The 11,768-nt window shown below is 47.4% G+C and carries 13 protein-coding genes and 2 tRNA genes; 9 read left to right on the forward strand and 6 right to left on the reverse strand.

Features of this window, described 5'->3' with window-relative positions:
- Together murC and IT291_03705 are read left to right on the forward strand one after the other, a co-directional pair.
- Nucleotides 1–203, forward strand: a 203-nt coding sequence (gene murC / locus IT291_03700) for a UDP-N-acetylmuramate--L-alanine ligase (GenBank protein ID MCC6220329.1), incomplete at its 5' end; no start/stop codon positions are given.
- Between the two features lie 49 nt (nt 204–252).
- Nucleotides 253–1,308, forward strand: coding sequence for an FAD-binding protein (locus tag IT291_03705; protein ID MCC6220330.1), 1,056 nt, complete (start codon nt 253–255; stop codon nt 1,306–1,308).
- A 1-nt stretch (nt 1,309) separates the two neighbouring features.
- Here the strand turns inward: IT291_03705 and IT291_03710 are convergent, their stop codons facing one another.
- The 6 genes from IT291_03710 to IT291_03735 form a co-directional block, all read right to left on the reverse strand.
- Nucleotides 1,310–2,341: a chemotaxis response regulator protein-glutamate methylesterase gene (locus IT291_03710; protein ID MCC6220331.1), complete on the reverse strand. Its 1,032-nt coding sequence runs from the start codon at nt 2,339–2,341 to the stop codon at nt 1,310–1,312.
- Nucleotides 2,342–2,421: 80 nt separating this feature from the next.
- Complete coding sequence (locus tag IT291_03715; GenBank protein ID MCC6220332.1) at nt 2,422–2,883, reverse strand: chemotaxis protein CheX; 462 nt, start codon at nt 2,881–2,883, stop codon at nt 2,422–2,424.
- Entirely contained in the window at nt 2,880–3,266 is a 387-nt protein-coding gene (locus IT291_03720; GenBank protein MCC6220333.1) for a response regulator, read from the reverse strand. The genes IT291_03715 and IT291_03720 overlap by 4 nt, the downstream gene beginning before the upstream one ends.
- A 24-nt stretch (nt 3,267–3,290) precedes the next feature.
- The gene (locus IT291_03725) at nt 3,291–3,809 is read right to left on the reverse strand and encodes a chemotaxis protein CheD (protein MCC6220334.1); all 519 of its coding nucleotides are present in this window, start codon (nt 3,807–3,809) and stop codon (nt 3,291–3,293) included.
- Between the two features lie 6 nt (nt 3,810–3,815).
- Nucleotides 3,816–4,628, reverse strand: coding sequence for a protein-glutamate O-methyltransferase CheR (locus IT291_03730; GenBank protein MCC6220335.1), 813 nt, complete (start codon nt 4,626–4,628; stop codon nt 3,816–3,818).
- Between the two features lie 18 nt (nt 4,629–4,646).
- Complete coding sequence (locus IT291_03735; protein MCC6220336.1) at nt 4,647–7,250, reverse strand: Hpt domain-containing protein; 2,604 nt, start codon at nt 7,248–7,250, stop codon at nt 4,647–4,649.
- A 486-nt stretch (nt 7,251–7,736) separates the two neighbouring features.
- On the opposite strand from IT291_03735, the gene IT291_03740 reads away from it, so the two are divergent.
- The 7 genes from IT291_03740 to tuf form a co-directional block, all read left to right on the forward strand.
- Nucleotides 7,737–8,255 (forward strand): purine-binding chemotaxis protein CheW, encoded by a 519-nt coding sequence (locus tag IT291_03740; GenBank protein ID MCC6220337.1) that lies wholly within the window; start codon nt 7,737–7,739, stop codon nt 8,253–8,255.
- Nucleotides 8,256–8,465: 210 nt separating this feature from the next.
- Entirely contained in the window at nt 8,466–9,059 is a 594-nt protein-coding gene (locus IT291_03745) for an RsmD family RNA methyltransferase (protein MCC6220338.1), read from the forward strand.
- 372 nt (nt 9,060–9,431) lie between these two features.
- The gene (gene coaD, locus IT291_03750) at nt 9,432–9,869 is read left to right on the forward strand and encodes a pantetheine-phosphate adenylyltransferase (GenBank protein MCC6220339.1); all 438 of its coding nucleotides are present in this window, start codon (nt 9,432–9,434) and stop codon (nt 9,867–9,869) included.
- Nucleotides 9,870–9,927: 58 nt separating this feature from the next.
- Nucleotides 9,928–11,145: a pyridoxal phosphate-dependent aminotransferase gene (locus tag IT291_03755; GenBank protein MCC6220340.1), complete on the forward strand. Its 1,218-nt coding sequence runs from the start codon at nt 9,928–9,930 to the stop codon at nt 11,143–11,145.
- Nucleotides 11,146–11,195: 50 nt separating this feature from the next.
- Nucleotides 11,196–11,271: transfer RNA gene (locus IT291_03760), tRNA-Gly, on the forward strand.
- A gap of 99 nt (nt 11,272–11,370) precedes the next feature.
- Nucleotides 11,371–11,445: transfer RNA gene (locus IT291_03765), tRNA-Thr, on the forward strand.
- 202 nt (nt 11,446–11,647) lie between these two features.
- Nucleotides 11,648–11,768: elongation factor Tu (gene tuf / locus IT291_03770; GenBank protein MCC6220341.1), on the forward strand; the 121-nt coding region annotated here is incomplete at its 3' end.

Genomic DNA, 11,768 nt, shown 5'->3' on the forward strand with positions numbered 1-11,768 from the left:
CTGGGGAGAAGCCTATCGAAGGTGTTACGGGGGAAAATTTAGCGCTCGCGATTAAGCATACCCGGGTTTCGTATGTAAGCGATCTAAAAAATGCTGTGGCACCGCTTGCGTCTAAACTAAGAGCTGGAGATGTGGTCGTAACTATTGGAGCGGGGAACGTGGGGCAGGTGGCAAAGGAAATAGCAAAAACTCTCGGCGCTTAGTCTGCGCGATAGTGTAGTAGCACGGCGTGCAAAAGTCTGGAATTAGCATGTGTCCAACCATCATTATGGTAAATTAGTTTACGACCTCAGGAAGGCCGTTCCCGAGAAGCTAAAACTCCAATGCGAAGTGTCGGCTGCTAATTTAACTACTTTTGCTCTGGGAGGGCAGATCGGGCTGTTAGTAGAGCCACAGGACGTTGATGGATTGTTGCGAGCGTTGGAGTGGTTTTGGAAGAATGGCGTGCCTTGGAGAGTGCTGGGAGCGGGTTCAAATGTGGTAGTGTGCGATGATGGCATTGAGGAGGTGGTTATTCGGCTTGGGGATGCGTTTAACGGCGTTTTGTCCTGGGATGCTGAGGGCGAATTTGGAATCCGCAAATTGCAATCTAGCAACGAAGTAACTTCTATTCCCGCTGAATTAGGGAATGTACATTTTGGAGAGAGTTTCAAAATATTAGCACTTGCTGGAACCCCGCTCATGGGACTCAGCCGGCGATGTTCGAACCTTGGATTGTCTGGCTTAGAGTTTGCTGCAGGAATTCCCGCTTCGCTGGGTGGAGCTGTGGCGATGAACGCAGGCGCTCATGGCGAAAGCATGGGGTTAGTGGTTGAAAAGGTTTATGTTGTCGATGTGGAAGGCAGGCTAAAAGAACTCTCTAGGGAGGAAATGCAGTTTTCATATCGAGAAACAAGGCTTGGGAAGAATGACATCGCGTTAGGAGCGCTCATTTTGCTAAATGTTGGCCAATCGGATGATGTTTTAGCAAAGCGTGCGCGATGTCTCGAATACAGAAAGCAAACTCAGCCATTGCAATTTCCATCGGCTGGATCGGTGTTTGCGAACCCAATCGTTAACGGCGGGCAGTTAGAGATTGATAGCAAACTAAGGTATGCTGCCTACCTTTTAGAAAAAGTTGGCATGAAAGGTGTAGAATGCGGTGGGGTCGCCTACTCGTCTATGCACGCTAATTGGTTAGTTAAGATTCGAGACGATGCTAAGGCAAGCGAGGTAGCTTGTTTAATGGCTAAAGGCCAAGACAGAGTATTGCAGGAGTTTGGCATTGAATTAAGACCGGAAATAATATTTTGGAAGTCCGATCGTTAGCTCACTTTACTAGTTTGATTACCGCACTTGCAATCTCCGTTAGAGGCAGGATCTTATCCACTGCGCCTAAATCGGTAGCAACTTTCGGCATGCCGTAGACCACTGAAGTTTGTTCATCTTGAGCAATGTTGAAGGCGCCGGCTTCCTTCATTTTTAGCATTCCTTTTGAACCATCGGAGCCCATACCAGTAAGAATTACCCCAATGGCGTCAGCGCCTAAAGTGCGGGCCGCCGACTCAAAGAGAACATCGACAGACGGCCTATGGCCGCTTACTAGAGGGCCAGTTTTTACCTCTACGAATCTCTTTGCACCGCTTTTCTTTACTATCATATGGAAACTACCAGGCGCGATTAGCACTGTTCCCATAACTAACTCGTCACCGTTCTCGGCCTCCTTAACTCGCACTTTGCATACTGAATCCAATCGTTCGGCAAAGGATCTGGTAAAGCCCGGAGGCATGTGCTGTACGATAACGGTTGGCGGGGCATTAGATGGAAACTGAGTTAGCACGTGCTCAATGGCCTGCGTGCCGCCAGTAGACGCACCGAGGACAATGACTTTTGTCGTTTCACCGCTAAGTGCTGCTATCGAATCTGAAGGCGGGGCTTGGAGCTGCCGTATGCTTAAAATCTTTGAAAGATTTGCTCGAGCAGCGGACTTTACCTTTAGAGCGAGTTCAGTAGCCATTTCAGCTACGCTAAATGTTGCGCCAGGTTTGGCCATTACTTCTACCGCGCCAGCACCTAGAGCCTGCATAGCCAAGCCGGAACCCTTGGTGGCTAGGGAGGAGATCACTATCACTGGTGTGGGCCGATTTTTCATGAGCTTTTTTAAAAACGTCACTCCGTCCATGCGGGGCATTTCGATATCTAGCGTAATGACGTCGGGTTTTAGCTCTAGAATCTTGTCTTTAGCGACAAATGGGTCGGGAGCGGTTCCGACAACCTCAATATCCGGGTCTTTCGACAAAGCTTTTTGTAGCGTCTGTCTAACAATAGCTGAGTCGTCGACTACTAATACTCTAATTGGCATAATCTAAATTTCTATCGTGCGTATACCTAAAACCTCGTGCCGCCTATTAACAATCTCCTACCATTCGTTTCGAGGCAGGTCTAGTCGCTGCGGATATTAAAATCGAGTGCGACCACTTGTTCGTCTCCAACGCAGTAAACGAAATCGTCGTTCAAAAATTTGTGAATATCCTGTGGCTCAACGCAAAAGGATTCAAATGAAGGAAGCTCAAAAACCGTTTCCTTGCCGAAGGCTTCTACAAGAAAATTTCCAGAAACTACATTCGCAAGTTCCTTGAGTGCGTCGAGTTTGTCCTCTTGAGAGAGCCCTTCGCCAGGGTCAATCCCCAGAAGGTTATCTGTCAGCAATTCTATAAAGCCATTTTGGGCTATAATGCTAAGCGTGCCATCGAAAACGCCGTGATATGTGGCTATCACCACGTAATAGATTGACTCTGGGTCAAACGACACTTCAGCAGCTTCATCTGGATCGGCTAACATCATGGCCCATTCGTCGAGCACGAAATACATGACTTCCTGAAGAGTGGTGTTAAATGTTTTCATTCCTTGCCCTCGTCGAATATGTCAGTGATGACCTCAGTCAGTGCTTCTGGGCGCGCTGGCTTTCGTAGCTGTTTGGCGACCCCCAGTTGAGCAAGCTCGCGACTGCGTATCTCGCTACCCTCTGTAGATAGAATTACGATAGGGGTGTTATCCAGCAACTTGTCGTCCCTAACGATTTTTATGAATTCCATGCCAGTCATTATTGGCATGTTTAAGTCCAGGAATACTAGATCGAGAGCATGTTTGCTTACGACCTCCAAGGCCTCTTTGCCATTTGACGCCTCGAATACCTCACCAAGATCGATGGCGAGCAAAGCCAAAGCCTTTCTGAGCGACTTGCGAACGATTGTCGAGTCATCGACGATTAATATATTGTGTGCCATAGTCGTACTTTTATCTGTCTCTGCTCAAGCGAGCTGAGTTACTGTTTTTCCCGTTTTGACGAGAACCTCCCCGGTCTGAACAATAAGGGACACGGTTCTCGGACTGCTTCCACCAACGTCATGTGCTTTTAAGAGAATATTGTGTTTCCACAAAAACTTTCTCAAAATGGTAAAATTCTTCTTTCCGATTTCAAAATGCTCCATCCTCTCTCCCATCGTGGCGCCGCCAGCCGCAGTTATAATTAAATCATTCTTGCGCGAGCCTTTAGTGGTCAAATACTGCAACAGGTGCGTCAAGCCACTATCGACGTACATGCATGGTTGGCGTTTGGCCTTTTCTGGATCATTGGCGGCGGTCGGCAATAGACAGTGGATTAAGCCCCCATACTGCAACCTCGGATCGTAAACCGATATGCCAAGGCAGGAGCCCAGGTTGCTAGCAATCAATATGTCGGCCTTGCTGTCACTTACCTTTGCCTCGGCAATCCCCACAAAAGTCCTAACTACACCGGGCTGAAGTAAAATATTCAGTTGATCGTTCACGTGCCTTTATAGACTCTTCTTTTGATACACCGTATTCTTTAGAGAAATAAACTCGTGCTGTATGCCAAGCAGATTTTCCGAGTGGCCAACGACGAGATATCCCCCAGGGGTGAGCAATCGGTAGTACTCGTTTATAAGCTTTGCTCTTAAGTCTAGTTTAAAATAAATCATTACATTGCGGCAGAAAATTACGTCAATTGGTCCGCTAAGTGGTAATGGAAAGCTCGAGAGGTTAATGCGCTTGAATGTAACTAGGTTTCTAATATGTGGCTTTACCTTATATAGTTTTTCACCGTGGCTGTTGGAATGGACGCTAAAATAAGCGGATTTCATCTGCTGCGGGACGTCCTTAAGTCGGCTGGTCTCGTAGACTCCAAGGGAAGCCTTTTGCAGCACATCGATGCAGATGTCTGATGCCAACAGTTTAAAGTTAAATGAGTTTAGATCCAATACCTCAGCGGCAGTCATGGCAATGGAGTAGGGTTCTTCGCCCGTAGAACTCGCTGCGCACCATACGCGAGCCTTGCGTTTACCTTGCATGCGCCATTCGCTAAGAAGATTCTCAAGGAAGTGAAAGTGAGAAATCTCTCGAAAAAAGTGAGTGACGTTTGTAGATATTGCGTCAATCAGCCTCTCAAGTTCAGCTCCGCTCCTATCCGTCTGAATGATGTTAAGATACTCTTCAGCGTCGTTAAGTCCAAGCTTCCGCAACCGCTTGCCAATGCGCGTTGTTAATAAGGCTTTCTTCTCTGACGTCAAGGCTATGCCGCTTTCCTTAGCGATTAAGTCCTTGAAGTTGTTAAAGACACTTTCTTTCATAGAGTAGCGAGGGGGTTATTACAGTCCTAATGACACTTCTTCCTGTGGTGTTAGCCGATAGTTGTGCGCTTGCTTTACCGAGTGCGCGAGATCGACTAAGGTGCCAACGTCGAGGATGAGTCCGATATTGCCATCTGGCATTATGGCGCAACCAGCTAGACCTTTAGCCCCGGAAAACATTTCGCCCAGTGATTTAATCACCGTCGAATAGGTTCCTATAACCTCGTCGAGCATTAGTGCAACCTCCTTGCCCGCCATGCTGACTATGGCTAAAATCCCATTTAGCGCGTTGCGATTGGCACCCTTTACCTGATAGAGTTCCGATAGCCTCAATATTGGTATAAACTTGCCACGGAATTGCAGTGTTTCGTCGCTGTTAAATGGTCGCACTATCATTTCGCTAGTTGGTTTTAGGAACTCGACTAATGAAACTGTTGGAATGATAAACTTCTCGCGTCCAACTCTCGTTTCTATGCCGTCGACAATTGCGAGGGTGAGCGGCAATTGTATGGTGAAAGTTGAGCCAACGCCTAGCGTCGATTCTACTTCAACTCTTCCTCTTAAACTTTCGATGTTTCGCTTTACGACATCCATCCCTACGCCTCTGCCAGAAACATCCGTTATCTTCTCGGCCGTCGAAAAGCCTGGGGCAAATATCAACTGATAAATATCTGCTATGGACAGGTTATCGTTGGGCGATACTATGCCCTTTTCAATGGCCTTGTTGAGGAGCACCTTGGGATCTAACCCCTTCCCATCGTCCCTTATTTGAATGTGGATGTTGCCGCCAAGGTGAAATGCCGATATTTTGACCACACCTTTGCGCGGCTTGCCTTTGCTTTCCCTTACGTCTGGCGGTTCGACGCCATGGTCGACTGAATTTCGCACCATGTGCATAAGTGGGTCGGCAAGTTTGTCGATAATGGCGCGGTCGAGCTCGGTATCTTCGCCCTCCATTTCAAATGACACTTCTTTGCCGATTTTTTTGCTGGTATCCCAGACCAGGCGAGACATTTTCTGCAGTGTGCCTTTAATTGGGATGAGGCGCATTGACATGCCGATGCTTTGGAGCTCTCTTGAGATGAGCTCAAACTGATGAGCGTTCTTCGTTACCGCCTCGTTACTGCCGAGAAGATCTCGACTTTGTCTAATGAGCATGGAGGAGGAGATCATCATTTCTCCTATGTACTCTATTAGCTTGTCTAAACGAGTGGTATCGACCTTCACGAAGGTCTTAATGTCCACCTTGCCGCCTTTTTTCGAAGCGGAATCCTCGGTCGACATCTGGTCAAAGCCTTGGGCAGCATCGTCCTCGAGAGGCTCAAAGCTCGATGCTTGTTTGGGTGGATGGGCGCCGTTGGTCGTGCTTGGCTGAACGACGGTCGGTGCTGCAGACTGGGCAGCGTGTTGTTCGCCCTCTTTGGTAAATCTCGTGATCTCCTTTAAATACTTCGCTGCTCTTTCGGCTCGTACTAGTACGCCGTCTCGGGCCATTGCTTGTCTGGCTTCCGAAAAGAGCTGCTTTTGTAGATCGATGTATGCGAGCATTACGTTTCGAAGAGCCCGGTCTAGAGTGAGTTCACCTTGCCTAACTCGATCGAGCACTGTCTCCGTAACATGTGAGGTTTCAGTTATGTCCTGTAGGTTAAAGAAAGCCGCGCCTCCCTTTACCGAATGGATTGAGCGAAATATTGTGTCTACGCTATCGGCATCGATGGAATCAGATTCCTCGAGAAGGACTTCTTCGACTGTGTTGAAGTGATCGTCTGCCTCTTGTGTAAATTCGGCAAGTATTTCTTGGTCGCCTTCGATGCGATACGTTACGGGGTTGTTCTGTGACGAGCACTCCATGCTGTCGCTAGATGGCTTGTCTTCGGAGCAAGAGGAGGTCGCTTTAGTCGGTGTGGCGCAGGACGACAAGAGTCGGTCAATGAAGGTGTCGGATGTTTCTACGGGGGCGACGGATTGCGACCAGGCCCTAAGGCAGGATAGCACCCATGACTTGTAGCTCAATATTTGTTCGACAATGTCTTGTACATTGTGGGATGAAAGAATGTCTTCAAGTATGTGAGTGGCTCTCGAGATGCCAATGAGCCCCACGGTTCCAGAATCGCCTTTTAGAGTGTGCAGGTATCGTCGGACGGAGGAATTGAAATCGCTGCTGTCGCTCGCGGCCTTGGGTTTATATGCATTGGCGAGCAGGTCGGCTTCAAATTCGTCTAAACTTTGATCGTACTGGGCTATGAAGTCTAGAAGTAGATCCTCATCGTAATCTTTTGCGAGATCGTCGCCCCAAGCAATGTGCTTATCGGTACTTGTATTGTGCTCGTTGGGGAACACCGCGGACGATGGATCTATGATGTAATCTTGAGCTGCTGTTACAAAAGCCTTGGCTTGGTCGAAGAGTGCCTTCGCATCATGGGACTTGGATGCGGTAAGGAAGGCCAAGCAGGCAGCATATAGTCGCTGCTGAGAATTATGGTGCTGTGTGAGGTGTTGTAGTGATTGGCAGCTTGCAATTATTGGCTCTAAGGAGCTCGGGTCGTCTTCGTCCAGGAGAACGGTGGTTAGAGATAGCTCGTCTATCAGTTCCTTAAGTTTGGAAAAGTTTTTTGCGTCCATTGTGTATCGTCGCCGTGTGTGAACTAGTGGTTACAAGTCAGTGTCTTCTTTCTAAGATTATATGTGTGTATCGATCTGTTTAAAATATTTCTAAACTGTGAAGTTTAGCTTGCTATTAGTTTTGTCACTGCTAGCGTAATAGTGGGGCCGCGATGGCGCGTATGGGAAACATTGTGCGAAACGTTTTTCGGGACAGAGCATCTTTACTATGTGTATTTCACGGACGGCGCTCACGGCTAGTATCGCTGTTTTTGCGAAGTATTTAGCGCGATCTTAAGGTTAGTTTGCAGGTAGTTGCCTTTTGTGTGGCGAAAAAGCTATGGCAAAACAGTGACTTAGGGCCCTAGGGGCATAATAGCTAAGGTTAGTCTCAAGTTGTTTTCGAATAATAACGATTATTCCCCATGGGGCGCGGAGTGAGCGGTTCGGTAGAGTTTGTTAGTCATGCTAGAAAAAGAAAATGCGAAACAGAAAGGGTTTTTTCCGATGAGTCAAGAGATTAGCGCAATTGAGAGATCTAGTTCAACTGGTTTTCGGCGGGATGTGGCAGGAAAGTATTTGACTTTTCTTTTGGGTGGCGAAGTGTATGGACTGGAGATTCTTAAGGTTCAAGAAATTATTGGGATAATCGATATTACGCGCGTTCCGCGTATGCCGGATTATATGTTGGGCGTTATCAACTTGAGGGGCAAGGTTCTTCCGGTACTGGATCTGCGACTCAAGTTTAGTATGGAGCAACAGGAGGCTACAGATCGCACTTGCATTATTGTGGCGCAAGTGTCGCTCGGCCGTGACACAGTCACTATGGGTATTGTTGTTGACGAGGTGTCAGAGGTGCTCGATATTTCTCACGAGCAGATCGAGCCACCGCCATCTATTGGCACTTCTATCAGCATGGAGTTCATTTTGGGGATGGGTAAGGTGTCTGAGAATGTTGTAATGATGCTCGATATCGACAAGGTGTTCTCGAAAGACGAAGTGGCCGCAGTGGCGAGCGTTCATTAGGCTTGCCTACAAAAGAGTTCGTGGCTATATTTGTTAAGATGTATGGAGCTATTTGTTAGCTTCCATACATCTTTGTTGTTTGTACAGTCCCCTGATATTTTTGGCAGTGTCTTAGTCATTCTTGCATTCCTGAAAAAAAATTAATAATAGGTAATACTTGTCGAGAAGCGGTCTACTATTTGCCTGTTATTGAGGAGTTGCCTTCGAGAAGTGCGCATTATTGCTGGAAAATTTAAGGGGATGTCAATTGCTTCCTCGCTTAGCACTAGAGCAGTGAGACCTACTAGTGGTCGCGCGCGCGAGGCTATATTCTCGACTGTTGAGGCCATGGGTGCACTTTCCGGAGCTGTGGTGGTAGATCTCTACGCTGGAACTGCTTCTTTGGGCATAGAGGCCTTAAGTCGTGGCGCAGTTTTTGCTGTGTTTGTCGAGAAGGAGCCAGCGTTGGCGCGAGACATAAGAAGGGAAATGCAGCGCCTTGGCGTTGGTTCTAGTACTGCAGTAATTTGTTCGACGGTGGAGCTTTGCTGGAGTGCTTTAGAGAAGGCAGTCGCGCGCATTTCCAGAATGGGCGAAGATAGGCGAATGTTAATCTTTGCCGACCCGCCGTGGAGCGAACACCCAGAAGCTAGCTTGCTAGTATCAATTGCTAATTCGGATGTAGTTAGCGCTCAATCAGTGGTCGTTATTGTAAGTAGTTCAAAGCAGATGCGACAAATTGAGGATGCGTCTATGACGTTAGCACTTGTAAAGAGCGCTAAGTACGGGGACACCGCTGTGCGCTACTTCGAGCGACGTTCTTGACTATTCTTATCGAGTAACCGCGAAATACTGCGGAACTGTTTTCACAAATTCACTATTGTCAGGTCGAAATGCAGGCGAGCACTTTGCATAGGCTTCCGCCTTGTATTGCATTTGTGTTAGAAGTTTATAGCATTTAGAAAAAGGATTTTTGTAAATGGTATAAACAGCAAGTGCGTAAGCACTTGCCAATAAACAACAAATACCGTTTCCAAAAAGTAAAATATTTAACTTACTTTTTGGAAACGGTATATCGGTATGATAGTTTGGTGATGTTGGCTAAGGGCGAGTAGAAAATTGGTATCGAGGTTATCATTGGCGGTGAGTTCAGGAGTTTCTGGTAGTTCTGCTGTCTATGCTGGCACGTTCGATCCAATGACTAATGGTCATTTGGATATAGTTGTTCGTGCGAATGACATGTTCAGTGGGTTGCATGTGGCTATTGTGCGCGAGCCACCAAAAATTGCTCTTTTCTCTGCGGCTGAACGCGAAAGCTTAGTGCGCGAGGCGGTTAGTGGCATTAATGGAAATATAGTAGTAGAAAGTTTTGATGGTCTGTTAGTTGACTATGTTCGGAGAGTTGGTGCAAGAATTATTATTCGTGGTCTTCGTGCGGTGTCGGACTACGAGTACGAGGCGCAGATGGCAATGATTAATCGCCAACTGGCCGATGATATTGAGACGATATTTTTAATGACCTCCGACTATTGCTCTTTTATTAGCTCTAGCGTCGTCAGGGAGATCGCTCGTTACAAGGGGGACGTTTCGAGTTTGGTTCCGGCAAATATCGCAAGGCGAATGCAGTCTTTGTAGTTTATCTGATGGGTTGCCGCTACTGAGTTGCTTTTAATTTTTATTGGGGTGATTACAAATGGTGCAGTTAAGCAATACTATTTCAAATATCAAACCATCGGAAACGCTTTCGCTAGCAGCGAGGGTTGCGGAGCTCCGCGCTGAGGGCAAAGAAGTGTTGGGTTTTACGGTTGGCGAACCGGACTTCGATACTCCCGACAGGATTAAAGAAGCGGCCGTATCAGCTCTAAAGAGTGGACGGACCCGCTATACGCCGGTTGCGGGCATTTTGCCTTTGAGAGAAGCTATATGTAGTAAGGTAAAGCGAGACCAGGGCCTTGAATACAAGCCCTCGGAAGTAATTGTCACCAATGGTGGCAAACATGCTCTAGCGGCGGCATTTGCAGTGTTGCTCAATCCGGGCGATGAGGTAGTTTTGGCTGCTCCTTACTGGACTAGCTACCCCGATATGGTTCGGATTGCGGGAGGTGAGCCAGTTATAATTAATACCGATAAAGAGAGCGGTTATCTAATCCAGCCAGAGGCATTGCGTAAAGCATGTAACGCTCGAACAAAAGCTATTATAATTAATAGTCCCTCGAATCCAACTGGGGCTGCTTATGATGGAAATGAGTTAAGGGCTCTGGCAGATGTGATACGTTCGCTAGGCAATTCTAAGAATATTGCCGTTATTAGCGATGAGGTATACGAATATATTACTTTTGATGGTTTTGAGCACGTATCCTTTGGGCAATGCGCGCCGGATCTGCGTTCTCAAACGCTGATTGTCAATGCTCTGAGTAAGAGCTATGCCATGACCGGCTGGCGTGTAGGCTATGCCGTTGGGCCCGAGGCTATAATAAAAGCAATGCAGGTGCATCAGAGCCAGTTTACAAGTAATGTTTGTTCCATCGCTCAGTATGCTGCTATCGATGGGCTGGAAATGGGACTAGAGTTTCCACGCGAGATCATGTGCAAGGCCTTCCAGCGTCGCTTGGACATACTGTGGCGCGCTATGCAGAAAATTCCCAGTCTCGAGCTTCCTTTGAGGCCTCGTGGAGCTTTCTATGCGTTTATTCGCATAGAAGGTGTGCTGGGGAAGAAGGCAGGAGACGAGATTATCAACTCGTCTGCAGATTTTTGTAAATATTTGATGGACAAGTATGCCGTAATAGTGGTACCAGGAGAGGCTTTTGGTGATTCTGGAGCTTTTAGGCTAAGTTTTGCAGTGGACGATGAAACTCTGGTTAAGGGGTTGGACAGGATTGCTCAAGCAGTTTCATCGTTAAGGTCTTGACTTTTTTTTAGATGTAGCGATTGTGCTCTTGTAATGTATGGAGCAAAGTTGCGGGCGTAGTTCAGCGGCTAGAATGCTGCCTTGCCAAGGCAGAGGTCGTGGGTTCGAATCCCATCGCCCGCTCCATTTTTTTGGACCAATGTGCTCCAAATCTCCCTAGGCTATTAATCGTTAATTGACTAGCCCAATGTTGGCTAGTATGTTGGGACTGTTTTTTTCTGTAGTGCCCATGTAGCTCAGTGGTAGAGCACCACCTTGGTAAGGTGGGGGTCACGGGTTCAAATCCCGTCGTGGGCTCCAAGGAGAATTTGTATCGCGCATGGCGCTTGTTTACATAGAGCTTTAGCCGTGTTATAGCGGATGCCAAAAATGCCTCGAGATATTGAGGATTTTTGGCATTCGCTTTTCGCGTCGGCCTTTAAGGGTGTGTAAAACGCATGCACTTAAGTTAGCTGGGCTTTGGGCCTGTTATTTGTGTGTCTAAGTAAAGGGAAACTGTCAGATGTCGAAGGAGAAATTTGAGAGGAATAAGCCGCATGTTAACGTTGGGACTATTGGGCATGTGGATCATGGCAAGACTACGTTGACGGCAGCGATAACGAAGGTGTCGGCGGAGAGTGGGA

The sequence above is a fragment of the Deltaproteobacteria bacterium genome, from assembly GCA_020845775.1.
Lineage (GTDB): Bacteria > Bdellovibrionota_C > UBA2361 > SZUA-149 > JADLFC01 > JADLFC01.